This is a genomic window from Nocardiopsis rhodophaea (assembly GCF_039530945.1).
In the GTDB taxonomy this organism is placed as follows: domain Bacteria; phylum Actinomycetota; class Actinomycetes; order Streptosporangiales; family Streptosporangiaceae; genus Nocardiopsis_C; species Nocardiopsis_C rhodophaea.
On the sequence record NZ_BAAAPC010000012.1, the window covers coordinates 32,504 to 58,151 of the forward strand.

At 65.4% G+C, this 25,648-nt stretch carries 22 protein-coding genes; 11 read left to right on the forward strand and 11 right to left on the reverse strand.

Going from position 1 to position 25,648, the window contains the following annotated elements:
- Nucleotides 1–54: 54 nt before the first annotated feature.
- Both ABD259_RS14590 and ABD259_RS14595 read left to right on the forward strand, forming a co-directional pair.
- A complete protein-coding gene (locus ABD259_RS14590; RefSeq protein WP_344102809.1) occupies nucleotides 55–1,077 on the forward strand; it encodes a TauD/TfdA family dioxygenase in 1,023 nt (340 codons plus the stop codon).
- Nucleotides 1,078–1,082: 5 nt separating this feature from the next.
- A complete protein-coding gene (locus ABD259_RS14595; RefSeq protein WP_344102811.1) occupies nucleotides 1,083–2,249 on the forward strand; it encodes a phosphoserine transaminase in 1,167 nt (388 codons plus the stop codon).
- Between the two features lie 46 nt (nucleotides 2,250–2,295).
- Here ABD259_RS14595 and ABD259_RS14600 read toward each other — a convergent pair whose 3' ends face one another.
- Together ABD259_RS14600 and ABD259_RS14605 are read right to left on the reverse strand one after the other, a co-directional pair.
- Entirely contained in the window at nucleotides 2,296–2,784 is a 489-nt protein-coding gene (locus tag ABD259_RS14600) for a YbaK/EbsC family protein (RefSeq protein ID WP_344162908.1), read from the reverse strand.
- Between the two features lie 149 nt (nucleotides 2,785–2,933).
- On the reverse strand, nucleotides 2,934–3,569 hold the full coding sequence (locus tag ABD259_RS14605) for a LysE family translocator (RefSeq protein ID WP_344102815.1): 636 nt from the start codon (nucleotides 3,567–3,569) through the stop codon (nucleotides 2,934–2,936).
- A 106-nt stretch (nucleotides 3,570–3,675) separates the two neighbouring features.
- Between ABD259_RS14605 and ABD259_RS14610 the strand changes: the two genes are divergently transcribed.
- Nucleotides 3,676–4,128, forward strand: coding sequence for an Lrp/AsnC family transcriptional regulator (locus ABD259_RS14610; protein ID WP_344102817.1), 453 nt, complete (start codon nucleotides 3,676–3,678; stop codon nucleotides 4,126–4,128).
- A 245-nt stretch (nucleotides 4,129–4,373) separates the two neighbouring features.
- Here ABD259_RS14610 and bla read toward each other — a convergent pair whose 3' ends face one another.
- A complete protein-coding gene (bla, locus tag ABD259_RS14615) occupies nucleotides 4,374–5,312 on the reverse strand; it encodes a class A beta-lactamase (RefSeq protein WP_344162911.1) in 939 nt (312 codons plus the stop codon).
- 235 nt (nucleotides 5,313–5,547) lie between these two features.
- Here bla and ABD259_RS14620 point away from each other — a divergent pair, with 235 nt between their 5' ends.
- The 4 genes from ABD259_RS14620 to ABD259_RS14635 all read left to right on the forward strand — a co-directional run bounded on the left by ABD259_RS14620 (nucleotide 5,548) and on the right by ABD259_RS14635 (nucleotide 10,091).
- A complete protein-coding gene (locus ABD259_RS14620; RefSeq protein ID WP_344102821.1) occupies nucleotides 5,548–6,441 on the forward strand; it encodes a LysR family transcriptional regulator in 894 nt (297 codons plus the stop codon).
- Nucleotides 6,438–7,340, forward strand: coding sequence for a serine hydrolase (locus ABD259_RS14625; RefSeq protein ID WP_344102823.1), 903 nt, complete (start codon nucleotides 6,438–6,440; stop codon nucleotides 7,338–7,340). Before ABD259_RS14620 ends, ABD259_RS14625 begins: the two co-directional genes overlap by 4 nt.
- A 97-nt stretch (nucleotides 7,341–7,437) precedes the next feature.
- Nucleotides 7,438–8,202, forward strand: a complete 765-nt coding sequence (locus ABD259_RS14630) for a hypothetical protein (protein WP_344102825.1) — start codon at nucleotides 7,438–7,440, stop codon at nucleotides 8,200–8,202.
- 56 nt (nucleotides 8,203–8,258) lie between these two features.
- A complete protein-coding gene (locus tag ABD259_RS14635; protein ID WP_344162914.1) occupies nucleotides 8,259–10,091 on the forward strand; it encodes an outer membrane protein assembly factor BamB family protein in 1,833 nt (610 codons plus the stop codon).
- Between the two features lie 2 nt (nucleotides 10,092–10,093).
- Here ABD259_RS14635 and ABD259_RS14640 read toward each other — a convergent pair whose 3' ends face one another.
- Entirely contained in the window at nucleotides 10,094–11,389 is a 1,296-nt protein-coding gene (locus ABD259_RS14640) for an McrC family protein (protein ID WP_344162917.1), read from the reverse strand.
- Nucleotides 11,386–13,764 (reverse strand): AAA family ATPase, encoded by a 2,379-nt coding sequence (locus tag ABD259_RS14645; RefSeq protein WP_344102832.1) that lies wholly within the window; start codon nucleotides 13,762–13,764, stop codon nucleotides 11,386–11,388. Before ABD259_RS14645 ends, ABD259_RS14640 begins: the two co-directional genes overlap by 4 nt.
- On the opposite strand from ABD259_RS14645, the gene ABD259_RS14650 reads away from it, so the two are divergent.
- Together ABD259_RS14650 and ABD259_RS14655 are read left to right on the forward strand one after the other, a co-directional pair.
- Nucleotides 13,750–14,187 carry a DUF4365 domain-containing protein gene (locus ABD259_RS14650; protein ID WP_344163173.1) on the forward strand — a complete coding sequence of 146 codons (438 nt, stop codon included), beginning with the start codon at nucleotides 13,750–13,752 and terminating at the stop codon, nucleotides 14,185–14,187. The two genes, ABD259_RS14645 and ABD259_RS14650, sit on opposite strands and share 15 nt — an antisense overlap.
- Nucleotides 14,184–15,335, forward strand: coding sequence for a hypothetical protein (locus ABD259_RS14655; protein WP_344162920.1), 1,152 nt, complete (start codon nucleotides 14,184–14,186; stop codon nucleotides 15,333–15,335). The genes ABD259_RS14650 and ABD259_RS14655 overlap by 4 nt, the downstream gene beginning before the upstream one ends.
- A gap of 26 nt (nucleotides 15,336–15,361) precedes the next feature.
- Here ABD259_RS14655 and ABD259_RS14660 read toward each other — a convergent pair whose 3' ends face one another.
- The 5 genes from ABD259_RS14660 to ABD259_RS14680 all read right to left on the reverse strand — a co-directional run bounded on the left by ABD259_RS14660 (nucleotide 15,362) and on the right by ABD259_RS14680 (nucleotide 20,262).
- Nucleotides 15,362–17,221: a DUF6292 family protein gene (locus tag ABD259_RS14660; RefSeq protein ID WP_344102836.1), complete on the reverse strand. Its 1,860-nt coding sequence runs from the start codon at nucleotides 17,219–17,221 to the stop codon at nucleotides 15,362–15,364.
- Nucleotides 17,222–17,404: 183 nt separating this feature from the next.
- Nucleotides 17,405–17,935, reverse strand: a complete 531-nt coding sequence (locus ABD259_RS14665) for a hypothetical protein (RefSeq protein ID WP_344102838.1) — start codon at nucleotides 17,933–17,935, stop codon at nucleotides 17,405–17,407.
- 97 nt (nucleotides 17,936–18,032) lie between these two features.
- Entirely contained in the window at nucleotides 18,033–18,620 is a 588-nt protein-coding gene (locus ABD259_RS14670; RefSeq protein WP_344162923.1) for a helix-turn-helix transcriptional regulator, read from the reverse strand.
- 755 nt (nucleotides 18,621–19,375) lie between these two features.
- A complete protein-coding gene (locus ABD259_RS14675; protein ID WP_344102843.1) occupies nucleotides 19,376–19,846 on the reverse strand; it encodes an ATP-binding protein in 471 nt (156 codons plus the stop codon).
- Nucleotides 19,847–19,848: 2 nt separating this feature from the next.
- A complete protein-coding gene (locus ABD259_RS14680) occupies nucleotides 19,849–20,262 on the reverse strand; it encodes a hypothetical protein (protein WP_344162926.1) in 414 nt (137 codons plus the stop codon).
- A 143-nt stretch (nucleotides 20,263–20,405) separates the two neighbouring features.
- Here ABD259_RS14680 and ABD259_RS14685 point away from each other — a divergent pair, with 143 nt between their 5' ends.
- Both ABD259_RS14685 and ABD259_RS14690 read left to right on the forward strand, forming a co-directional pair.
- On the forward strand, nucleotides 20,406–21,260 hold the full coding sequence (locus ABD259_RS14685; RefSeq protein ID WP_344162930.1) for a helix-turn-helix domain-containing protein: 855 nt from the start codon (nucleotides 20,406–20,408) through the stop codon (nucleotides 21,258–21,260).
- A gap of 5 nt (nucleotides 21,261–21,265) precedes the next feature.
- Complete coding sequence (locus tag ABD259_RS14690) at nucleotides 21,266–21,457, forward strand: DUF397 domain-containing protein (protein ID WP_344162933.1); 192 nt, start codon at nucleotides 21,266–21,268, stop codon at nucleotides 21,455–21,457.
- A gap of 64 nt (nucleotides 21,458–21,521) precedes the next feature.
- Here the strand turns inward: ABD259_RS14690 and ABD259_RS14695 are convergent, their stop codons facing one another.
- Nucleotides 21,522–25,646 carry an Eco57I restriction-modification methylase domain-containing protein gene (locus ABD259_RS14695; RefSeq protein WP_344162936.1) on the reverse strand — a complete coding sequence of 1,375 codons (4,125 nt, stop codon included), beginning with the start codon at nucleotides 25,644–25,646 and terminating at the stop codon, nucleotides 21,522–21,524.
- Between the last annotated feature and the right edge of the window lie 2 nt (nucleotides 25,647–25,648).

The window sequence follows — 25,648 nt, forward strand, 5'->3', positions numbered from 1 at the left end:
GGGAGCGGTGCCGCCGAACCCGCAGGAACCACGGATGAAGAGAGGGCATCGGACATGACGGCTTCCGCGGCGCTCGGCCGCGTCCCGAACGGCGACGACTTCCGGATCGCGGTCCGCGACCGCCCCTACCTCGCCGGGTCGTCGCACCCCGGCTTCCCCGAGACCGTCCCCGCTGTCGGCGAGATGATCCCGCTGCTGGAGGCGGACGGGCCCGCGTCCGCCTCGGCGGTCCGGGCGGCCGTCGACGCGGCACTGCCGGAGCACGGCGGCGTGCTGCTGCGCGGGCTCCCGCTCGCGGACCGGGAGGACTTCGGGCACCTGGTGGAGGGGCTCGGGTACGACAGAGCGGGGTACACGGGCGGCATCGCCGTCCGGGAGAACAACGCGGGGGCCGCGCTCAACGCCAGCGAGGAGGACCCTCGGATCACGCTGTCGCCGCACAACGAGATGTCCTACCTGCCCGACCCGCCGCGCGGCATCTTCTTCTTCTGCGCGGCCGCGGCCGTCGAGGGAGGTGAGGTCCCCGTCAACGACGTACGCGCGACCGCGAAGGCCATCCCCGGCGAGGTGCTGGAGGAGTTCCGGGCCCGGGGGGTGATGTACCACCGGAACCTGCCGCGGGAGTCCGGTGCGGGGCAGAAGGGGTGGGTGGACGTCTTCGGCACCGGGGACCGCGACGCGGTCGAGCGGCGGCTGGGGGAGTTGGGGTACCGGTGCCGCTGGGTCGGCGACCGCCTGCAGTACTCCTACTCCCGCCCAGCCTTCGCCCCGCACCCGGAGACCGGCGAAGAATTGTGGTTCAACCAGGTCACCGAGCTGCACTGCTCCTACTGGCGCTCCCACCCGCACTTCCCGGGCGACCTGCCCGACCACGCGTACCCGGCGACCACCGCCTACGGCGACGGGGGCGCGATCGACGACGATCTGGTCTCGTTCCTGCGCGGGGCGCTGTGGCGGACCGCGCGCGCGGTCCGCATGCGCCGCGGCGACGTGCTGGCGCTGGACAACCGGGTGCTGCAGCACGGACGCTTCGCCTACGAAGGGCACCGCCGGCACTACGTGGCCCTGACGCGGTGAGCGCGGTGTCGGCGCACAGGCCCGCGCACCGGCCGGCCCGGCCGTGGTTCTCCTCGGGGCCCTGTGCCAAGAAGCCGGGCTGGGAGCCGGGCGAGCTCAAGGACGCGTTCGTGGGCCGCTCGTTCCGCCACGACCACGGGCGGGCCCGACTGCGCGAGGTGATCCGCAAGTCCAGGCGGGTCCTCGGGGTGCCGCCGGAGTACCGGGTCGGCATCGTCCCCGCTTCGGACACCGGCGCGTTCGAGGCGGCCATGTGGAACCTGCTGGGCCCGGTCGGCGTGGCGGTGTGCTGCTGGGAGAACTTCGGCTTCACCTGGCTTGGCGACGTGGTCGAGCAACTGCGCCTGCCCGACGTGCGGGTGCACCGCGCGCCGCGGTACGGCGCGCTGCCCGACCTGTCGCGGGTGGACTTCGCCCGCGACGTCGTCTTCGCCTGGAACGGGACGACCTCCGGGGTGCGGGTTCCCGACGCGGAGTGGATCCCTGCCGAGCGCGCCGGACTGACCATCTGCGACGCCACGTCGGCGTTGTTCGGGATGGAGGTCGACGTGGCCAAGCTGGACGTGGTGACCTGGTCCTGGCAGAAGGCGCTGGGCGGGGAGGGCGCGCACGGCATGATCGCGCTGTCCCCGGCGGCCGTGCGTCGCCTGCTCGAATACCGGCCGCCGTGGCCGCTGCCGAAGGTCTTCCGGCTGACCCGCGGCGGTCGGCTGCTGGAGGAGGTGTTCGACGGGTTCCCGATCAACACGCCCTCGATGCTCGCGGTGGAGGACGCGCTGGTCGCACTCGACTGGTGCGCCGACTCCGGTGGCCTGCCCGCCATGATCGCCCGGTCGAGGGGCAACCTCGAAGCGGTCGAGCGGTGGGTCGCCGCCAGCCCGCACGTGGCGTTCCTGGCCGAGGACCCGGCGACGGTGTCGCCCACGAGCATCTGCCTGAAGTTCACCGACCCGGGCTTCGAGCGGCTCCCGGAAGGCGAGCGGGCGGCCTTCACCGCCCGGGTGTGCGCCCGGATCGAGGAGAACGGGGCGGGGTACGACATCGCCCCGCATCGGGAGGCGCCGCCGGGCCTGCGGATCTGGGGCGGGCCGACGGTGGACCGGCGCGACGTCGAACTGCTGCTTCCGTGGGTGGACTGGGCGGTCGCGGAGACGCTCGCCGAGTTCGGCTGACGGCGCACCGCTCCGGCGCGGCGGCTGGTTGGCTGCCGCGCCCGGGTCAGTCCCGGGCGATCGGCTCGATGCGGGGCTCGGCGATGGCCCTGTAGTCGGTGCTGGGCAGTGCGATGGTGCGGTCGAGGCGGGGGGCGTTGAAGAAGACCTCGGGGAACTCGAAGACCTCGGGGTCGGCGATGAGCTCCAGCTCCTCGTGGAAGGAGAAGGGGGGAATGGTTCCGACGGGAGTCCCCGCGAGGCACTCGGCGACCTCGCGGGGGGCGAACCCGGCATAGACACCCTGGAAGAGGGATTTCATGCGGTCGAAATCGACGCGTTTGTCGCCGGGAAGGACGGCCGCGGCATAGCGCCGCTCCTTCTCGGCGGTTTTGATCATCACGATGATGCATTTCGCGGCGTGCCGGGGATCGTGCCCGCGCAACCGGCTGACGGCCTTGGTGGCGCCTTCCGGAGGGTGCTCGATCACCCGGTAGTCGGCCCCGCGTTCGTCGAGCAGAGTGATCAGTTTTTCGTGGGTGTCTTCGGGGGGCATCGGATCCTCTCTTCCAGCGGGAGCATGCTACTACCGGAAGGGTCCGTGGTTGCGGACCGGACCGGAACAGAGCGGCCTTTCTGTAATTCGTGTTGTGCGGCGTCCATTCGTGTCGTGCGGCGTCCGGCGGTGCGTTGAGGGGACCGGCGTCATGTCCAGCGGATGACCTGTTCGGCGAGGAGTGCCCCGCCGAGCACGATCAGCGTGATTCCGGAGAGCGCCGAAATCCACTTCGACGCGGCCCCCCAGCGGCGCAGGACGGCGCGTGTTGCGAATCCAAGCACGATGTAGAAGGCCCCGCACGTGGCGGCGAAGACCAGCCCGAGCACGGCCAGTTGCGCCGGAAGCGGCCAATCCGCGGTCGTGTCGGCGAATTGCGGCAGCAGCGCGACCATGATCAGTAGACCCTTGGGGTTGAGCATGCTGACCGCCACGCCGGACACGAGGTCGCCGTGCCGGGATTCGCGGCGCCGCGGCTCTTCCGGCCGTTCGAGGGACGGCGACGAGGGAGCGCCGCGGAGGATGCCGATGCCGATGTAGACGAGGAATACCGCGCCCGCACCGGTGAGGAGCGCGAGAAGCGGTTCGGACCGGGCGACGAGCGCGCCGACGCCGACGGCGACGAGCGCGCCCACGGCGCTGTACCCGACGAAGAGCCCTCCGGCGCCGGCCAGTACGTTTCCGCGCCGCGACCCGAGCGCGACGATGAACGCCCAGTCGGGGCCGGGAATGGCGATCAGTGTAAAGATCACGGCCCAGTACGCCAGGAGCAGGGTCGGATTCACGTGGCATCTCCTGTGATCGGCTGCCCTTCGACGCTACGCGAGACAACCCCAAACTTATTCCCAATTTTTCCAGCGCCTGCCGGGGACATCGGTAATATCTACTAATGTGGATTCGATTGATAGAAAAATCCTCTCCGAGGTGCAGTCCCACGGCAGACTCTCGGTCACCGACCTCGCAGATCGGATCGGCCTCAGCGTGTCCCCGACCCACCGGCGTCTGCGCGAACTCGAACAGTCCGGCACCATTCGCGGTTATCGCGCGGTGGTGGATCCCGAAGCGGTCGGCCTCACCTTCGAAGCCTTGGTCTTTGTGACCATGAAGCAGGAGGACCGCGACACGCTGCTCGGTTTCGAAGAGGCGCTCAACGCGGTACCGAATGTGCTCCAAGCCCAGCGACTGTTCGGCGACCCCGACTACCTGGTCCGGGTCCGGACCAAAGATCTGTCCTCCTATGTCGAGCTGGAGGACCATGTCCTGGCCACGCTGCCGGGTGTGCAGCGGCTGAACTCCACACTCGTCATGAAACACGTCGTCACCGACCGCGCCATTCCGACCTGACGACCCGCGCCCCCGCGGCGCCCGTACGGCGGTGACAGACCGTGATCCCGGCGGGTCGCGGCGGGGGCGGGCTGAGCCGCGGAGCCGCGTCCGCCGGCTCGGCCGCCGAGGTCGACGTCAAAGTGGGCGGGCAAGCCGGGCCCGTGCCTGCGCGCCGTGCGAAGCCCCAGGGCTGCAACGGTCGTGACACGGTCCGTGGCCTGGGGCTTCGTCGTGTGCGGGCCGGTGGGTCCAGCCGCCGCGGTCTAGGTCAGAGCGTCGACGGCCACCTCGGCGGCCTTAGCGATGAGGGCGTCGCTCCGTTCGGCGTCCTTCTCGTCGCGGCTGGACATGACGGCGAGGACGATCGGGTCTCCCTCCGGGGGCCAGAGGACGGCGATGTCGTTGCGTGTGCCGTAGTTGGCGGTGCCCGTCTTGTCGCCGACCTCCCAACCGTCGGGGACCCCCGCGCGGATGAGGTCGTCGCCGGTGGTGTTCCGTTTCATCAGGTCGACGAGGAACGCCCTCTTCTCCTCCGGGAGCGTGTCGCCGAGGGTGAACGACCGCAGGGTGGTGGCCATGGCCTGCGGGGTGCTGGTGTCGCGGTCATCGCCCGGCGCCCAGTCGCCCAGGTCGGGTTCGGTCCGGTCCATGTGGATGGTGTCGTCGCCGACCTCCTCCAGCGCGGCGTCGAGACCGCTTGGTCCGCCCAGCTCACGGAAGAGGAGATTGGCCGCGGTGTTGTCGCTGTAGCGGATCGCGGCGTCGCTGACCTCCCGAAGTGTCATACCGGTGTCGACGTGCTTCGTGGTGATGGGGGCGTAGTCGAGGAGGTCGTCCTCGGTGTAGGTGACGACCTCGTCGAGTTCGTCGAGGGACTTCTGCCGCAGCAGCGCACCGACCGAGAACACTTTGTGTGTGGAGGCGAAGGCGAATCGCTCGTCGGCGCGGTAGGAGGCGGCGTCGCCGCTTCCGGTGTCCACCGCATAGACGCCGAGCCGCGCGTCGTATTCGTCTTCCAGTTTCTGGAAGGCGCGGTCAAGCGATGCCTGATCGGTCGATGGCGTGGCCGAGGCGGACGCGGCGGAGCCGGTCGCGCCGCTGTCCGTCGGCGCGCCGGTCGTCCCGCAGGCGGTCAGCGGAGCAAGCGCGAGTGCGGCCAGGGCCGCGAGCCCGGCCCGCCGCGTGGCGAGTTGGATCGGCATGGTTCGCTGTCGTCCTCTCCTGTGCTGGAGCGCGCGTGGCTGCACGCGCAGGGCTGTGGAGTCTCGCGAGCCCGCCCGGGCCGCCCGCCGGAGTCGCCTCCGAGCAGCGCGCTGCGCGGCCACGGGCGCCCACCCTGTTCATCGGGTGGCCCCGCAACGCAGTCTCGGGGCGTACCGTCATGCTGTCGAAGACACAAATGAGTAGTTCCATGCCGAAACGGCATACTCTTCGGCCATGGACATGGTCGGTGCCTGCAAGGCCTTCGTGAGCGTGAGCGAGAGAGGCAGCTTTACCCTCGGTGCTGCCGCCGCGCGCATCCCGCAGCCGGTCGCAAGCCGCCGCATCGCGGCCCTGGAGAAGCATCTGGGCGGGCGGTTGTTCGACCGTTCGACGCGCAGGGCGACACTCACGCCGTTCGGCCGCGACATGCTGCCGTCGGCCAAGCGCCTCGTCCAGCTGGCCGAAGCAATGGAGCACGAAGCGGAGCGTGCCAAGCTCACACCGCTGCGCGTCGCCGTGCCCGACACCTGCTCGACGCGGGACCTCGCGCGCCTTGACGGCGAGGCGCGCCAGCTGGGGGTCTACTTGGACTTCCACCCCGCAGCGCCCGCCGAGAGAGCGGAGCTCTTGCGTACCCAGCAGGTGCGCGCCGCCATCGCCGATGTTCCGGAGGGCGAGGGCCGGTGGTCGGTGCCACTCGGCCTGGCGAGCGCGGCCGAACCCAGCGCCGATGCCATTTTCGTCGAGACCCTGCGTGTCGGCCGCGCGGCGTGGTCGTCGGGCAGGCGCCGTATCTGGATCCAGCCTGAGGACGACATCCCCCAGATCCGCGACCGCCTGATGCGCGTCCGCGACGCCGTCGGCCTCCAGCCCGCACAGGTCGCCGTCGCGCCGTCGCTCACGCGCGCCGTCGCGGATGTGCTCGGCTCGGCCGATTTCGTCCTGGCCTCGCACCGGCAGGCCCACGAGCTGGAGCTGGACTGGCGTCCGATCGGGGAGGTCCGCCTCACCCGCAGCTTCGACATCGTCGCCAGCGATGGCGAGAAGGCCGACCAGCTCCGCACCCACCTGTGGCGGGCCGTCGCCCGCTGCCTGGGCGCCGCGACCGATGGCGAGGTGGCGGCGTGAGCGCCGAACACCTCCTCCGGGCCCTGCGCTCCGAGCTGGACGACGGCGGACTGTCCGGCTCGTTCCTCGTCCGCGACCTGCACTCCGGCGCGGAGATCGGTATCGAGCCCGACGTCGAGTTCCCGATCGCCTCGCTCGTCAAGGTCCCGCTCGCCATCGCGACCCTTGAACGCATGAGAACGGGCGAACTCGACGGCTCCGCGCGCCTCCTGGTGGAGCCCGGCCGCAGCTCCGTTCCGGGGCCCATGGGGCTCATGAAGTTCCGGCATCCGGTCGAGATCGCCATCGACGACCTGCTCTACCTCAGTACGTCGATGAGTGACAGTACGGCCGCGGACACGCTGTTCGACCTCACCCCTCCCGACCAGGTGGCGAAGATCCTGCGGTCCCTCGGCCTCGCGGGCATCACCGTCCGGCACATGATGCAGGACCTCGTCGAGACGCCGGCCGAACGCTTCGACCCTGGCGACGTCCACCTCGCCCACTCCCTGGCCATCGGGGCGGGAACGGCCGGGCGCGGACACCACATCGCCCAACTCGACGTCACCCGCGCGAACTCCGGCTCCGCGCGCTCGTTCGTCGACCTGCTGCAGGCGCTGTGGACCCCCTCCGCCATCCCCGCCGAGGTCGCCGAGCGCGTGCGCATGCTCATGGGCGAGAACGTGCTGCGCCACCGCCTCGCCCCCGACTTCACCTCCGACGCGTCCAAGTGGTCATCGAAGACGGGGACGCTGCTCAACCTCCGCCACGAGGCCGGCGTCGTCGAACACGCCGACGGCCAGACCTTCGGCGTCGCCGTCCTCACGGAATCGCGCGTCCCGGCGATCAACCAACCGGGAGCCGAGGCGGTCATGGCGCAGGTCGCGAAGAGGCTGCGCGACCAGCTGCGGATGGCGTAGCTCCCTGCGCGGATCGGATCGGTCCCGGGGGAAACTGCTACCTTTTCCCTTTTGTGTTCGATTTTTGGTGATGCTTGCGGCATGAACGCTTCGGATCGTGCCGAACGCCGCAGTTACTCGCCCTGATGCCCTTGGGAAGCTTGGGAAGCAGGTGGATGGCGTGACAGAGGCTCGTCGGTGGAGCCTCATCGGGATGCTTGCGTGGGTAGGAGTCGCGCTCGCCATCGCCGGAGGATTACTCGCGGTCGTGACGAGGGTCGCGGCGCTTGTCGTCGAGGCTGACGAGTACTGGCGCGATACCAACGGGGGCTGGATCTGGGCGATCGGTATCGCCGCCGTTGTGTCGGAGGCCGCTCTGCACCGGCGGCTCGAAGACGACCTGCCTCACACGGGTCAAGGGCAGAACATGTACACGCTGGTATTGGTTAGCTCGACAGTGGTTACGTTTCTGGCGGCCTGCATCTATTTTCCCGAGACCACATTCGTTTCGACCACTGACGAGACCTCTAGCTACTCGCCTGATCCGTTTCTCGCGGTTACTTGGGCGAGTTTGTGTGCTGTGGGTGTCGGCACAATGCTTCTCGTCTGTGCCGAGAGCAAGCCGTGTCCCCGCCCGCTCCGGACCGCCATCGCGGGTGTGGCCATGGGTGTGCTCCTTGTCATTTCGGCCGCTGCGGTGGCGGCCGCTGCGAGTCTCATCGCGCCGACGAGGCAGGCGGGCGAGCCCGTCTCGCAACGTGATCGAGCAACTGAGCGAAGCGATTCGTCAGGTACCGCCAGAATCTTGGCCTCGTCGGAAGGTGGTCGGGTATCGGAGCCCCACACCCCATCGTCGGACTCTGCTGTGGGGGTGGCCTTGTGATGTCATCACCGACCCTGGAGACTTCGCGTAAGCAGCACCTCGCTGCGTGGATCGGCTTGGAGGCACCGCTGGCCGGGGTCGTACTGCTTGCCGTCGCTGACATGATGGGAACGCCGGGTACGCATGACGGCGATCCTGTGTGGTGGGCGTTGTGGGCGTCCCTTGCCCTGTGGGGTGTGGCGTGGACGACCGATTTGGGGCTCTCTGCAGGGAGATCCCCGGCAACCACCGCCGTTGCTTCCCGCCACACTGGCCCGGTACGGGCCCTGGTAACGGCCACCGCCTCCCTCGCCGCCATCCTGACCTACCGTGACTTTCCCGCCGACTATTTCGGCGCGCGGCTCGGCCAGGCCGCGACCGCAGCCGACCTTGCCGCTGTGCTCCAGAACCTCGGTACGGCGGCGATCGCTGCCGGAGCTCTGGTGGCCGTATATGCGGGACGACCTGCGGCCGTGCGTCCGTTCCGGCTGACTGTTCCCGCAGCCGTCAGCTCAACGCTCGCACTCGTTCTTCTCGCGGGGCTCGCAGCGACGGATACCGCTCGCACTGGCGTGGACCATACGACGGCCGATCCCTTCACAGCGCCCAGTATTCCCGAGACAGTGCGGGCTGTGTCATGGGTGTGGGTGCACCCCGAGGAGGGGTCTGATGAGGACACGGACGTCATCCCGACATCGACCGGCGTCGTGGTTGCTGACGACAGCGGAGTTTTCTCGCTTGACACCAGCGTCGGCGAGGAGCGCTGGCGGTTTCGCCTGCCCAACCCAGTCGCGCGCGTCGCGGTTACTCCCGACGGCACCTTGGTGCTGGTCGCCTTCCCGTCCCCTCAGCTCGACGGAAGCCTGCTCGAACGCTTTGTCGTGATGGACAGTGCGACAGGCGAGATCGTCGCGGACTATGTTGACGAATCGTCCGATCTCAGTAGTGGAGCGGTGGAGGACGTGGCCTCGCTGCCGAACCTCCACCTGACGGGATCTACCCTCGTCACCGTGCCGCCCCGGGGCTCGGAGGGATCGGTGAAGGGCCGGGACCTCCTCACTGGAAAGGATCTGTGGACGTGGTTGCCCGACTCTGACTGCACGCTGGTAATGCCTCGCACTCCGTTGAGTGCGTGGACCGGACTGGTCGCCACGGAAAACCGCATCCTGCTCGTAGAAAACTGTAGGCGGCCCTCGGGTGGCGAGTTCGATCGCCTGGTCGGGCTCGATGCCGAGACGGGAGATGACGCGTGGACGCGGGAATCACCGCCGGACCTGCGGAGTCTGGACGTCGCGCCTGATGGTGCGCTCGCCATCGCCCGCTACGCCGTCGGAAAAGACTCCGATGGGCTCGAAGCCGTGGCCTTCTCGCCCTTCGACGGATCGGTGATCGAGAAGGGACTCCCGGGCGGTCGTGCGTCGGTGTTGGACAAGCCAGAACCGGACCTCAACGAGGTCCGCGCGGGGGACGAGCGGTCCTTGCTGTGGGCCGGGGCGAAGAACGAGCGGAGCGTTATCAGCTACCGGCAGGAGTTTCCAGGAAGTGGCAGGAGCCGGGAGGCTCTGATCGACCCTGGGAGCGGCTGGGACAGCTGGTTCTACAACGCCGAAAAGGTCGAGGTCGGACAGGTGGTCGCACTGCCCGAGGCAGCCGTCGGAGTGATCAGTGGAGCGCCCGCGCAGAACTATGGGAGAAGGGAAGAAGACCCGCTCGCGGTCGTGTCTTCCTGGGACGGAGAAGAGGACACGACGATCGACCTTGAGGAAGAATCGTCGGCCTATGCCAACGATGGTGCGAACGAGATCGGGATGTACGTCGCCCCTGGCGCCGTCGTCCTCTCAGGATTCATGGTCGGTCGTGGAGACCGAGCCCACGTCGTGGGATTAGGGAAATCCCCTATGGAGAGGTGACGCTATTGGGCACCGCCCATGGCGGACCAGTGGGGAAGCCGTCCATTCTGCGCGGCCACATGCCCCCGTTCAGTTGCGCATGACTGGTCGAGATCGAGGATGTGGTGGTGGATGGCGATCTGTGAGGGCCCGTTCAGGCGGTGTACGTGAGACCGTGCCCCACGACGAGCTGGCCGCTTCTTCGTCGCCTTGGGACCGGCAGCATAGATGAGGTGGCCCTCGCTCAGGTTCAGCACGGTGCAATAGGCGAGCATCTGGTAGAGAACGTCGCGTTCGGGACTGTCGTCCTTCGCGAACTTGTACTTGGCGTCGACCACCCCGGCCGGGCGACGAGTTCCCGAGAACGAGCTCTCGTAGTAGACGAGGTCGGCTCTCAGCTCCAGGCTCCTGGACTGGTCCAGGTAGTGCTCGTCCTGGGAAGCGCAGTGGCCGCCGCGTGGACGCAGGGCATCGGTCACCGCATTCGCTACAAAGTCCTCGAAGATCTGCCACATGCGCAGCATCACGCCTTCAACCCTGATCCCATCCCCGTGGAATGGCTCGTAGGAGCTGTCCCGTAGCACCAGTTCACCGAGCCGGAGAGCTGCCTGATAGCGCGTGTTGAGTCGGCTGGGATGCCAGTCGGGGAGCGGGTCCTTGTGCCTCGTCAAGGTGACGCCGTTCAGGCGCGCCCTCACCCGACGCAAGAGCGCTCTGGTCGACGTGGGGAGCCCAGGGATATGCAGGATCCGGTGGGTCGCGGCAAGAAGAATCTGGTTCTCCGCGATGTCCACCGTGTAGTCGGCGTAGCCGACCTCGACGGGAAGCATCGCCCCGTACCGTCCACGAATCTGCGCTGACTCGCGAACGCGCCCACGCACAACCGGCAAGGCCTCTTCCACGGTGCGGTATCCGAGCATCACCCCCTGGGCGAGCGCACCGTCGGCCATCCGCGCGAAGGCAAGGGCCATCGCGGGAAGCAGCCCGTCGTGTTCTCCCGCATCGGTGAGCTCGTTGTCGAGGTCGTCGTTCCACATCACCCCTCGCTGGGCATAGCCGATGAGGAACATCAGCCGGCGGATGGGCAGCTTCGGTTCGATCCGGAGTTCCACGGCCTCGTCTCCGTGACTGACCACGACGGCTCCGGCGAGTTCCTTGTTGGCCTTCAGAGTCCACAGGCCATTGTGACCGCGGCTCATCGTGACCATCCCGGTCGCTTCGAGGGCGGTGGATTGGCGCTCGCTCAAGGAAACCCCGGACGTGGAGGAGTATTCGGTCAGTGCGATGGGGAACGAGGGGCCGTCCGTGCCAGCGTTCACTCCTCACCTCCGGTCCCCTCCGCACCGGCCACGGCTTCACCCAGCCCCAGATGCTCACGCAGAACGCCCAAGCCATACCTGGCGTTGACATCCGTTCCGACCCCGTAATGATGCTCGACCAGCAAGGGGAGGATCTGGTGCTGCCATACGCGTTCGAGCCCTCTGGGCATTTGGACGGTATCGCTGATGAGGTAGGAGGGGCCCACTCGGAAGTCGCGGTCCGCGATCCTGCTGTTGAGTTCGTCGATCAGCAGCGCGGCATCGTCCGGGTGACCCTCCGCCTTGAGCCATCGGCTGAGTAGCCCGGCGACAGGTTCTGTGTCGGGGTACATCTCCATGAACCAGAACCGACGACGCATCGCCGCGTCGACCAGGGCGATGGAGCGGTCGGCGGTGTTCATCGTGGCGGGGATGACGAGATTCGGAGGGAGGCTGAAGCCGAGCCCGCCATCGGAGCCGTACAGCAGATTCACCGACTTGCCCCGGTATTCCAGCAGAAAGTACAGCTCGCCGAAGATTTTGGCCAGGTTGCCGCGATTCAGCTCGTCAACGATCAGCACGAACGGCTCGTCGGGGTGCTTCCGAGCGGCATCGGCGATTCGGCGCAGTGGGCCGGGGGTGAGTTCGAAGGTCGCGCCGCGACCGTCTACCGCAGGGCGGGGGCGGAACCCTTCGAAGAAGTCCTCGTAAGAGTAGGCGGGGTGAAACTGAACCAGCTGGACGTTCTCGGGTTTGCCTCCGACGAGGTGCTCCGCCAGGACCTGGGCCGTGTGGGTCTTGCCCGTGCCGGGAGGTCCGTAGAAGACCAGCTGTGGTTGGACACGCAGCAGTTCGACACAGTCCCGTAGCCAGCCGAGCTTGAAGTGGAGTTTGTCCGCGAGCGCTGCGTCGGGGTCGGGCAGGGAAAAGCCGCGGGCGGTCACGGGTTGCTCCGGCTCCTCGCCGAGAAGCTGTTCCAGCGCGCCGACGAACTCGGTGAGCTCGATCAGCGAGGCGTCGGGGTTGGCCAGACGCGTCGCCGCCTCGGCGGGCAGGTCGTCGGCGTAGTCGAGTGGGTTGTCAACGTAGTTGTGCCAGGCCACGGAGCGTTGCAGGTTGGCCCGATTCCCACTGCTGGAGGTGAAGCTGGCCGGGCCGTCGATAGTGCCGATATAGACGTCCGTCCCGACGTTGGTGAGCACGATGTCGTTGGGGCGAATGCGGCTGAGGAACGCGTGGAACTCCAGGGCCAACGCGGACCGCTCATTGCCGCTGGCGTGGGCGTAGTCGCGCCTGACGGCCGCCTCGATCGTCTCGCGATTACTGCCGACCGGGAGATCACGCAGTCGGCTGGCGGCGAGGGAACATACCCCATGGGGCAGCCACAGCGAGTGAACGAGGTTCTGCCCTTGCACGTTGGAGCCACGGATGAGCCATGCGCGGCGCTTGGACTGCTCATCGTCGTCGGCCTCATCAGGGTCGGCGGCATCCGCGAAGTAGCGCATCGCATCTGCCTGGTCGAGGCGCTTGTCGTGCAGGATGGCACCTTCAGGGCCGACGAGCTGGTCGGCCGCGACCAACTCATCGACGAGCGCCCGCTCGCTCTGCGTGAAGTGGGCGTCTTTCGGTGGCGCTCCGCTGTCCTCGCGGAGGCGGTGCCAGCCTTCGGGGCGGGTGCCGCAGATGTGCTGGACGAGTTCCCCTGGTGAGGTTCCGGTCTGCGCGGTGAGGTCGTCCACGGAGACCCAGGAGTCCGCCGGTAGTGACGAGAGCATCCGTTTCGCCTGTTCGAGTCGGCCGCGCGTGGCCTTCCACCTCTTATAGCGCCGGTCGACTTCCAGCACCCAGCGTTCAAGATCAGGGAACTCCCGCAAAGCCCACCGTCCGGCACCCGTCAGACGCCAAGTGCCGTTCCCGTCCTTGCTCAGCCATCCGATACTCACCAGTTCAGAGGTGCGCCACAACACGTGGCCGAACGGTCCCGTTTTGTCATTGACGTGCGTCTCCCAATCCTCTTCGGGGCGGGGATGCCGCTCCTGGGCGCGGTTCCAGAGCTCCGTCCGGTGTAATCCTTCGCCATCGGGGAGGTCGGCGAGGACGTGCATTACGGCACGTGTGACTGTTTCCCTGATCTTCTTGTTCTGGGGCAGCACCGCGTTGTTCTCCGTACCGTCTGTGATGAGGGCGGGCCAGAGCATATCGGTGACCACCGACTTGAGCGCGTCGCGCAGAGTGTCTAACGTTGCCCCTGCCACACGCTTTTTCGCGTTGATACCGGTGAGGAGAGAACCCTGGGGATCAGCAAGCAAGATGTCCAAGGGTGGTACGGCGAGTACTTCGTCCGGGCTCTTGCAGCGGCGGCCGGTCTCCAGGTCAGCAAGATCGAACTCGATCACTCGGGTGTCGACCTCATCGTTGGCCTGCTCGGAAGCGCCGGTGGATGGGATTTTCCTGAAATCCGTGTTCAGGTCAAGTCGTGGTCGCAACCGGTTGGCTCAGACTCCCACTGGCACTACAACGGCCTCACCGAGAAGCAGTTCAACATGCTCGCCGGAGACAACTTCCGCGTGCCACGCTTCCTTTTCGTGGTGACGGTCCCCAGCGACCCGGAGCTCTACACGGAGGCTGGGCACGACTGCCTGCGGCTGGCCCACGCCGGATACTGGATCTCGCTCGTTGGCCATGAGAGGTTCGAAGAACCGTCCAGCAGGAGGCGGACGAAGCTGGAGATCCCGAAGGAGAACTTGCTTACGGCCTCTGTCCTACGTGAACTTGTCGCGGTAGACGTCCCTGGCCAGAGGAAGGCGGAGGCGCTGTGAGCGCGGCGGATTCCCTGAACGAGCGGTTGTACACGCGTGTGGCGTCGCTCGACCCACGCCTGGTCGCCGACTACCTGGAGGCCACCGGGTGGACACGGCATGCGGAGGATTGGCGCGGCGCCTCTGTGTGGAGCGCGGTCGATACGGGCAAGATGCTCCTGCCGCTGGAGGTCGTCTACGACGACGACGTCGACCTGGTCGCCCGTGTAGTGCGGACTCTGGCGGCTGTCGAGGGCCGCCCGCTGCCCGAAGTCCTACACGATGTCACCGAACCCATGGTGGACGTGCAGCGGTTCCACACCCACCCCGGAACACCGTCGGGCACCATTCCGCTCCTTTCCGGGGCCGCGGCCATCGAAGGAGTCACCAAGGCGTTCGACGCCGCCGCGCGGCCGGTTCTCGACCCTGAGGGGTCGACCGCCGGGGCACGGCGCAGCGGACAGATCACCAAGTTCCTCCAGTCGGTCCGCCTCGGGCCCTCGGTGGCGGGAAGCTACGTTCTCGTAGCGCAAGTGCCGCTCCGATCACCGGAGAAGGGGCGGGCGTGCCTGGTCGAGGACTCCGCCGTACCGGTGGAACGCCAGGTCGTCGCACGGATGAATGCGGCCATCCACGCCGCGAGCCAGGCGGTTCAGCAGGCGGAGGAGACCGACGGCGACCTCGCTGGCTTCGATGACTCCGCGGACGCGGGGGTGACGTCGCGTCTCTGCGAAGCGCTGGTGAGGTTCGGCGGACACGAGAAAGACCGCGGATTCAGCATCGGGTTCTCCTGGGCGCGCGGCCTGTCCGCTCCGCCTGACGCAATATCGGACGATATCCCTTTCAGCGCGGCGAGCCCCCGCATCCTTGGGAAGGCCGCCGACCGGCTCCGTGAGATCGAGCAAGGCGGCCCCGCACGCATGCGCGGGACCGTCATCGCGGTCAAGCGGCACTCGCCGTTCGAACCCGGATCGGTGCGGATCGAGGGTGTCCTCACCATGGGGGGCAAAGAGCGCAGGCGCACCATCTGGGTCCAGGCGGGGTCGAACGCTTACCAGGTTGCCCTGGAAGCGCACCGGACCTCAACGCCGGTGGTCGTTGACGGAACCTTCGAGACCCGTGACAACCGCCGCGAGCTCAGGGCCGAGACGTTCCAGATAGAGCGGTGAATGCTCCTGCCCTCTGAACCAGGGCGCTACCGGGGGATGCCATCGCTGAAGTTGGTGCGTCCCATGCCGTCCAGGTGTACCCCGAAGACGAGCGATCGACCGGCATTCAGTGTGCGCCGCAGCTCCTCGGAGAGCTTGTCCGTTCCGGTGCCCCGGCTGCCGATCCAACCATTGGCCAGGAGGAACGAGAACTCGGTATTGGTGAGGTAGCGTCGTGCGACCTGAGGGCCCACACGTTTTCCTCCGTTGGGCCCCACAGCCTCAGGGGACGAGTGAACGATTTCGAAGTGCTCCCGCGACAGATACATCCCCCGGATCAGATCGGTCGAGTTCACCATGCGTGTCTGGGGCTCGCAGAGCTTGACGAAGCATGGTGTGTCGACGAGCCGAATCTCGGGGTGGCCAGGCGTGGAGTCGGCGAACGCCTCATCGACCTCACGCATTCGTTCGACCTGGTCCAGGAACCTCTCGTCGACGCTACTGACGAGGCCATCCCCTGAAGGCTTCAGCATCTTGTACTGGAGCATGACGAAGCTGTTTTCCTTCGGGTTGTAGTAGATGAGGTCGACGCCCGCCTTTGCTTCGGTGGGCGAGCTGTCCACGTTGGCCACGAGAAGGCTGCGCGTCTTGTAGCGGTTGCGGAAGAGGCCCCAGGCCAGGCTGTCCGTTCTTTCGCTGAACCAGCCGAGGAAGATGTCCTTGTCGTAGGCGATGAGCTGCCTTTCCTGGGGGCTGATGTCGTGATGGGGAAGCTCGTCAAGAAAGTTCTTGGAGTCTGGAGAGGGGCGCCAGTCGAGCAGAATCTCCCTGTCGATGTCGAAGGCCTCGAAGAGCACCCCCACGGCGTCCTTCTCGTAGGGGCGGACCGGTCGGTCTTCGGTGGAGGGGTGTTCGACGTTCAGCAGTTCCTTAAGCTCGTCGATACAGTTCGCCAGGTCATCCGACTTGCTCGCGAGAGCGTCGAGGAGGCGACGCCCACGGGCGTGACTGAGGTGGCCGTTCTCGTCCAGGGCATCACCATATCGCCCAAGCTGCTGCTTAAGCTCCGTGACTGAGATGAGGGAGGAGACGGCGACGAAGTGCGAAATGGTCAGCCGCTTCTCGTAGTCTCCGGCGTTCCCGGACGTGCATGCGATCCCCAGGCCTGCGACACGGCTTCTCCGGTCGTCGGAGTCTCGGTCGATGAAGACGCAGAGGCGGTCGCCCTTGGCCCAGGTACCGCGGAGGATGGAGAATTCACCGACATAGCCGAGCCCTTTGAACCGCTCGGCATTGTTCATCAGGTGATCACGCATCACATTAGTGATGTCGGTGACGGCGACGTTGAGCGGCTTGGGCTTGTCCGTGGGCGGGGCGGCCAGGGGTGTGCTGACGGTTACCGACGCGTCCGCCTGGCCAGGGCGGTAGTTCGCATAAGTGGCGAGCTCCTGTTCAACATGCTCGGGATCGACCGCGATATAACCGGGTGACTCCTGAAAGGTGAACAGTTCGTCCGGGGAGGACTGGCCCGCTGGTTCAGGTCCGCGCTTCAACTGGCCGGCTGCCCACTTCAGGAGGGCTGATGGGAAAGGAACGACGCCACCGGGGTAAGTGAAGGTCGTCAGCGGCCCGTCCTGCGTAGTCGCGAGAATTCTCCAGCCCTGCCGATCGTCCCACTCCAGAGCAGCTGAGGTGAGACGTCCGTCCCAGCGCCCGGAAATGGAGCTGTGCAGCTCGATGTGCGCTGACCGGGTTACGGCGTCACTGTTGATTTCGGGTGTGCCGAGGCGGAGCCGGGGGTGTGCGGCAGCGGCTGTGTAGACCGTCCTGATGTAGGGCGCGTGGTCGATCCGTTGAACATTGGACGAGGCGAACAGGGAATCTTCGCTGTGGTGTCCGTCGTACACGCGCGCCTTTTCATTCGAGGATCATGGGATGTCGGAAGGCTAGCGCAATTGGTCTATAGGATCGACCCAGACGATGTGGCCGAAACCGGCCGGATTGGCGATGCAATGAAGGAACCACGGGACGTCGCCGCCTGCAAGCGCGAAGTCCGTCGGCGAACGAAAATAAAAGCGCGGTGGTGGAGGTCAGGCCGATGGTCCCTGTGCCTGCGCGGGGGAGCCGAGTCGGACGTAGTCGTCGAGCGATTCATCGATCGGACGGACGAGGGTGCGGAGGCGGTCGGCGATGTAGCGTCGGTCGTGTTCGCCGATTGGTACGGGTGGGCGGCGGAGGCGGATGCTCCACCACCGGGGGTCGGGAAAGAGTTCGAGGGCGTTGAGGTGCTCGCCGAGTTCCAGCCCGGTCCCGAACGGTGCGAGGTGGGTGATGGCCAGTGGACAACGCAGCGGGAAGCTGCGTTCCCCGAAGCGAACGGGATCGTCGTCCTGAACGACCGGCCCGGTGACGGTGGCACTGGCGATGACGCGACCTCGGTCGCGGGACGGATTCCGGAAGCAGCCCCGGGTGGTGTAGACGAACAGCTCGTCGCCCGCCGTCAGCTGGGCGACTTGGCCTCGCCTTCCCGCTGGAAAGGCCGTCTGCCGGGTGGAGAGCACCCAAGCCAGTGCCTCACGGTCGCCGATCACCATCAGGTACGCGTTACTGTCGGAGCTCACATGCCGACGGTATCCCGAACCGCCCATGCGTTGCTGCCAACCCGCCCTGTCGGCAGTGCCGGAGGGGCACCGGGGCATGGAGAGGACGGTTGCCGGTTCACGGACTCGGCGTTTCCTCCAGCCCGACGTACCGGATCCATGGGTGTCGTTCGCTGTCGGACCTGGTCCCACTGGAAGGGAACGAACGGCGGTAGGGGAAGTTGTTGGGGTTCCACTGCTGCAGTCGGTAGTCGATATCCGTCATCTCCGATCGGGTCGGGTGATTCTCGCCGTCATCGAGGCCGATACCGCGGAGCCACTCGTTCACCTCGGACCACAGCCAGACGAGCGAGCGCCCCACCGCGCCCTCCGGGCGTGGGAACGCTGCTCCTTCGGAGTTACGTCGTTCGCCGCGGATCCACTGGGTGACGTTCTGGCGAGTCCGCCCCGTACGCTCGGCGATGTCGGCGACTCCGACGAGGTCCCGATCCAGCCGAACAAGGCGGACGCGCCCCGCGTGCATCCGCACATGAGCGAAGACCTCCGCCGCGGCGGCGACCGCATTCGGCCCTTCTGCGGCTACGGACATACGGAGGACGCCGTGAAATCGGGAAAAGAGCGCGTCCAAATCGTCGGTGAGGACCTGGAGGGCGTCGTCATCGAGGTCGGTCCCGTCCACAACGAAGGTGAACTCGTACTCGGGCATCGATCGCTGCCTTTCCCGGGGCGTCCATCTACTCGGACAGCAGACTTCCGCGTGCGGCCAGTCTGACAAACGCCGTTGACAAACGTCAACGTAACGCGGGGCCTCTCACAGTACTGCGCGTGGAAGCGCTGAGCTGGCCGGGCACGAATTCTCCACAGGCTTCCCCTTGTATGGGGAGAGTGTGGGGTCACTCATGAAATCCCGTCAGGCTTCGCCGTGGATCTTCTGGGGGTAGTGGGCAGAGGCGTGCCTCTCGGGCAATGCGGCGAGCGGCGCGCCCCGGGTTCTTCGGTGTACCGGGGACCTGGATGCAGAGGCATCCGCATGATGAAGGACAGTACAGGCGACCCCAGTGGCCCTCCTTCCGTAGTGTCCAGCCTTCGTTCACCAGCTGCTTGAGGACTGCTTTGATCTCTTTGTCCCGGTGATCGGCGGGACACAGTTCCTTGCCCGTCACGTGCGCGGCTCCGGAGAAGGGGGTGGGCGTGAGGGTGGCGTGAGCTTAGGGAGCGGTCGCTGACTGCTGGGCAGGTCGCAGGGAGCGGGGCACCTGGATCTGCGTGGAAGTCAGTATTTCAGCAGCCACCTGGATTCGCCTCTGAAGCGGAAGGGCTGTGGACAGGCGGGGTACGCGTCATTCTCAAGCGGACTTGTGCGAGCGAGGAGGTGACGGGGCGGTCGACGCTCGGCACAGGGCGGCGCGCCGGTTCTCCGGTGGAAGAGGGGGAGGGGGTGGTGATGGCGGGGGTGTGGCGTCAGCCGGTGAGGCGAGCCATGGAGAGGTGTGGGGATTCGAAGACGGCCCATACGGTCAGACCGCCGTCCTCGTTGGGGGAGTACCCCCAGTCATCGGTCAGTTCGGACACGAGGTGCATTCCCCGCCAGCCGAACGCGTCGGGATCGGCGGGTTTGCGAACTGGTACAGGGTGGCGTCCGACAGCCAGGTCGGCGGCGGTCGGCCCCTGGTCGGCCACGGAGACCACGGTCAGCTCTGTGACGAGCGCGCTGACGCTGACCCCGAGGGTGCCGCCTTCGCCGCTGCGTGTGTGGCGGCAGCCGTTTCCGAACAGCTCGGAGACGACGAGTTCGGCGTCGTCGACGACCCGCCGGTGGTCTGCGAGCGCGGTGCGGACGAAGCGGCGAGCGTCGGGGCAGTAGGCGGGTTCACCGGGGAACTCCTTGAACTCGGATACAGCGGTGAGCCGACCGAGTCGGTACTCGGACATTGCTACGCCACCGCCCTGACGGCGCTCGCGTCTGCTCCCGCCAGAGGCGACTGACGTGGGCGGAGCGTTGCGTTGCGCGTGGGCGGAAGGAGCGCCACCCCGCTGTGGGGGTCGCGGTCATGAGGAGGGAGAGGTGGCCGGACCAGATGATCGGCGGCCATCTCCACGTCGGCGGCATCGCAGGAGCCTGAACGGCCCCAGATGAACCACCACCCACCAGCGATATCGCGGACGACCACGACAGGGATGATCCGGCCCCGGTGACGGACGTAGAGGACGGGGTGTTCCGTCTCGGCAAGTGCGATCAGCGCTTGCCCACCGCGGGCCCGGAGGGCGGCGAGGAGACGGGTGAGGTAGGCGTGACGACCGTTGTCCTGCGGGGGCGGGTGGTTCGGGGGAGAAATGTGAGTGGACATGCGGAAACCTCCTGAGAGAGCCGTACTTGATCTGCGACGCTCAGGGTGTCGCTAGTCACTTTGATAATATTCCGGGTGACACTGAACATCAAGAGAAATTCAGTGTTACCCGGAATTCTCGGGAGGCGTCTACACTGCGTCGCATGCAGAGGAGCTACAGCCCTAGTGTTCGGCGTCGTCGGCTGTCCGCGCAGCTGCGCGCGTACCGCGAACGTAAGAAGTTGACGGCATCGAAGGCCGGTGCGGCGCTGGGGTGGCCGCAGCAGAAGATCTCCAAGATCGAGAGCGGGGAGCAGAAGCGCCTGCCAGCTGCTGAGCTGGATCTCCTCCTCGACCTGTACGAAGTGCGCGACTCTGCTGAGCGTGAGGCGCTGCACGAATGTGCGCGGCTGGCCAAGGAGCGGGGCTGGTGGTCGAAGTACAAGGACGCGTTTCCTGGTGGGCTACCAGACTTCGAGGCTGAAGCCTCAGCGATCCGTGCTTACGAGGCGCAGGTGCTTCCGGGTCTGCTACAGACACCGGACTACGCCGAAGCGGTCTTCCGCGACTACAAGCTTCGTGAGGAAGTCGAGATCCGTAGGCTCGTCGAGGCACGAATCGCGCGACAGTCGATCTTGAACAAGATCGATCCGCCGGACTACACCGCCGTCATCGACGAGGCAGCCCTTAAGAGGATCGTGGGATCATCCAACGTAATGGTCACTCAGCTCAGGCACTTGACGCACATGGCTGCTCGTCACAATGTCGATATCTACGTCCTACCGTTCACCGCAGGCGCTCATGCGGCGACTAGTGGCAGCTTCACGATAATGGACTTTCCCGACCCGATGGATGCCAGCCTGGCCTACGTGGATACCCCTACGCTGACTATGTACCTGGAGGAGGATGATGATCTCAGGGTTTTCAACTCCATGTTGAGTCGGGCTCAATCAGCGGCACTTAGCCCGCAACTATCTCTGAATCTTGTCGAAGAAACCATCAAGACCCTAGAAGAGTGAATCGAGTGCTTGATAAGAGCAGTTGGTGGAAGAGCAGCTACAGCGGTGGCCGCGAGGCCTGTGTCGAGGTCGCCGAACTTCCCGGTGGGACAGCACTACGTGACTCAGTGAATCCGGCTTCCGCAGTTCTGACCTTCCCCAGGGTGGAGTGGAGTGCGTTCGTTAGAGGTCTCCAAAGAGGAGATTTCCAAATCTGACCACTAATCAGGGCCGCCTCGTTACTACGTACAGCGGGGCGGCCGCTGATGATGGAGTAGACGCTTAGTCGCGCTCTGGGTGCCGGGAGCCTTCCCCGGGTGGGGGCGTCAGAATGGTGCGGTAGGGATCGCCTGTCTTGGAAGCCTTTGCCATCGCGTCGTAGATCTCCAGGATTGTATCCTTGGTCCGGAAGGAGCTGTGGGCTTTGAGGTCCTTCTTCTTCACGATAGTGAACGTCTCCATGATGTAGTCGACATCGCTCCGATCAAGTCGATACAGGTGGAAGAATGCGGCGTCCAACTCACAACGGATTAGGAATCGACGCTCCTCATTCCAAACGAATGGTGGACCCGAGTCATTCATGTCTCGGGAGAAGGCCTCCATGTCCCATGCCGTATAACTTAGTTCAAGGATTCTCGGAGTAATCCAGTCCGCATATGTAGCTCCTGGGTCCCATTTACTTTCATCTAAGATCTGGCTGGGTGTGGGGGAAGGGAATTGCTTGATCAGGGTGTGTGTGAGGTGGAGTCCTGAGAGTTTTTGGCGCGCTGAATAATCGAGTGCAAATGAGTTAAATATGGGGACGAGGAGGTGGCGAAGTTTGCAGTCAAAGAATTGGAAAGTATCCCCCGTGGGGGTCTTCGGTATGAAGGACGCTAGGACTGTTCTTTCGTTCGTTGTGCTAGTGATGTTGCAATATCCGGACAGCCATCCTGTGTTGTATTCTTCTGTCTCCGATGCGGGAACCCAAGAAAGGGGAATAGGGAAGCGGTGTGGGTCTTTATGGTCATTGTCGTTAATGTAGCTAGGCTGGCCTTTTCTAGAGGTTGCATTTTCGCTTTTGATAATATCCGCTGCTCGATGGTCATACATCCCTACTATCTTCGCCTCGTAGAGAGGTAGCATGCGGTCTTTTCCTCGAATAAAAACGTTTCCTGACAACCTCCATCCATTAGATTCTAGTTCTTCTCTGTCGTGAAAAAGATGTGCGTCGTCAGACATGTGGAGCATTCTGAAGATCTTCATATCCCACGGGTTTCCGTCCTCTTGGGTGTGATCGATGAGGACTGGATTGTTGGTGTGTATCTTCAGTGCTAAGTCTGCGTCGCGGCGTGATCGGAAAACCGGGCAAGTCCCGCTGTTTGGGTTGAGCTTCCTGATCTCCTCGGCGCTAAGTGTGAATCGTTTGTTGGCGTCATTAATTTCTGAGGTTGTGTGAAGATAGAAGGCAAATTCAGCACGTTCTGAAATTATTTTTCGGCCGGTGAGGGTGAGTAAGCTAAACTTGTAGCTGCTGTGAACTTCGGGAAACGTCGTCCTGTTCTCGAAGTCGTAAACGGCGGAGAGAGACCTTTGTTGGACGATTTCCTTGAAGAAGTGCTGTGTCGTTGCGTCGGTGACGATTCCGGTCGGTACGATCATTCCTAGACGGCCAAGTGGATGCAGTAGCCGATTTCCGTTCTCGGTAAATACCGAGTATGTATTAACTGATCCAACCCCATTGAGTGGGTAGAGTCCAGACTCGCGAAGAAATAGAGCGCCTCCGTCGCTGCGGCGCTTTGCATAAGAAAATTCGCGCAGAACTTCGCGTCCTGTTTCGCTGTCCTCAAGTTTCTTGATAAGCGCATCGCGCTTGGCCTTGTTTGGTGCGCGCGCTATTTCTGGATCGCGAGACGCGAAGAATTCCTTTTCTTGGAGCTTCACTTGTTCCCACGGTGGGTTTCCCATTATGCACGTGAATCCACCCTGCCAGCCAGTTTCTGGGTTGTAATCCTCGTGCTCGTCGTCCATCCCCGGAAAGATCTCAGGGAACTCCAGGTGCCAGTGGAAGAAGTGGTACCGGCGACTTAGCACTTCGAGCCGACTCAGCTGCCCCGGTGACAAACCCCCGGTCTTGTCGCGCAGTTGCCACATCGTGGCGTTGGTGATTGCAGCTGGGGCATCAGGGCGCAGAGGCCAGACGAACGCCGCGCACCACGCGTCGGCGGCAAGTTGCCGCTCGCGTTTCTCCTCGGAGTTGTTGAGCTCGCGCAGTCGGCGGGCCTGTTCGCGGATTCCGGCAAGTCCTGGCTTGGTCCCTTCGTCGATGCGGCGGGCTTTCTCGGCCAGTTTGATGTTGCTGGGGAATCCGGTTCCTGCTTCGAAAAGACTGGCCTGGCCGGTCTGTGCTTCCTTCTTGTTCTGCTTCTTCAGCTGCTTAGCGAACTTCTTGTCGTCGCCTTCCAACGGCTTGAACGCACCGTCGGGGATACCCTCGTCCAGCAGTTTCGGCGTCGTCCCGATCAAGGCATTGCCCACCTTGATATGCGGGTCGAGGAAGGCCAGGGGCTTGCCCGGCTCCAGCGAGGCCAGCCACAGGGACACCTTCGTCAGCTCAACGGCCAACGGGTTTAGGTCCACGCCGTAAATGCAGTTGCGCACTACAGCGGGCATGGCCTTCTCGATCGCGTCGGGAGTCGGTTCCTCGTCGCCAGCCTCCATGACGGCGTATGCCCTGGCGATCCGCCGTGCAGCCGCGACCAGGAAGTGGCCGGAGCCGCAGGCCGGGTCGCAGACAGTGATCTTGAGGAGGTCGTCCGGGATACCGCTCTTCGCGTACTCCTCGATCACCGGGTCAAGGGCACTGTCGAGCAGTGTCTCCACGAGCGCGGTTGGCGTGTAGTAGGAGCCGGTGGTCTTGCGGTCGTTGCCTGCTGCCGCCTTGAGCTCGAAGGTCTGTTCGGCGGAGTCGGGGTAGGGGATCAGCTCCAGCAACGACTCGTAGACGGATCCGAGTTCTTCGGCGTCAAGGTGCTGGTAGTCGACGCGCTGCCAGCGGCCGTGATCGTCCCTGAACTGCGTCAGGTGGCGAATCGCGGCAAGGAGACGCTGGTTGGACAGGGCCACGCCCGGCTGCCGCAGCGGCTCCGCCGGTCGACCATTAACCCGCCCTTTCCCGTTCGTGTCTGCGTCCACGCCATTGGTGTCGAGTGCCCCCGTCCGGAAGTACAGACCGCCGAGTGGGGGCAGCCCCAGCTCGGGCAGGCCCTCGTCGGCCCCGAGAGCGTCGAGTACGATGCGCAGGGTCCGCCACAGGTCGTCGTGGCTGTCGCCATACCTGTCCATGGCCAGGCGGCGCAGCCGCTCGGTGGAGAAGAACTCCCGGTACCGTGCCTTGGTGGAGCCATCCGCCTCTGGGTCGAGTAGGGCGCCCTTGTCTTCGGCCACGAACAGGAACAGCACTTGGTAGGCGAGCCGCAGGAGTTCATCTCGGAAGTCCGTACGGGAGATCTCGCCTGAGGCAAGCATCTGACGCAGCCCGGCGTTGACCTCCAGGAACCCCGTGCCCAGCTCCTCAAGGGCGGTCTTCAGCCCGTCCCGCAGCTTCTCCCGGAACCGGACGCCGCTGCGGTCGCCCTCGATACGCCACTTCTCCAGCCAGCAGTCGGCAACGCTTGGCTCAGCCGGCAGGGTGACTTCGCCCGTGTCCTCAGCGGAGTCGGATTCCGCCGCGAGCGTCTCGAAGCGCGAAGCGTGCGCGATGGCGAACAGCAGCACGAAGTCCGCGTACAGCTCGTCCTCGAAGATGGTCTCCAGGTCGAACTCGATGAACGCGGCATCGGCCAGGGACGCTGCGTCCCGCAGGATCCGCAGTTTCCGGCCGTTGCTAACGATGCCCCACAGGTGATCGTCGCTGGTGTTGAGGAAGTCCTGCAGCATCGACTGCGGTGCCCGCTGGTCCTCGCCCGGCCCGATGCGCGCGTCGAGGTCGCGGCCCCACGGCGGAAGGTGGATGGGGACGTTATTCCACACATGGCTGACGGGGAACGACCGCCCCTCAGCGGTCAGGCCGCCGCGCTGGTACTGGAGGCGGCCGTATCCGAGCGCGTCGAACAGCGGCAGCAGCCACCGCTCACGCGTCAGCGACACGAGCGAATCGGTCGGCTTGGCGGCCTTCCGCCGTTTCTCAAACGCCTGGTAGGCGCCGAGCAGCTCCTCCCAGCGGCGGCTGGCGGCCTCCCCGAGGCGGCGTCCGGGCAGCAGCCCGTAGTCCTCGGACCGCAGCCCCTTCAGCTGGGGGTCGCCGGACCCGATACGCCCGATCATGTCGGCGGTCAGCAGTGACCCCATCACACGGATGGCCGGGTAGTCCCGGTACTCCTTGGCCAGTGCGGTGCTCGCAGAGTGAGAACGGAACGCACTGCTCACGG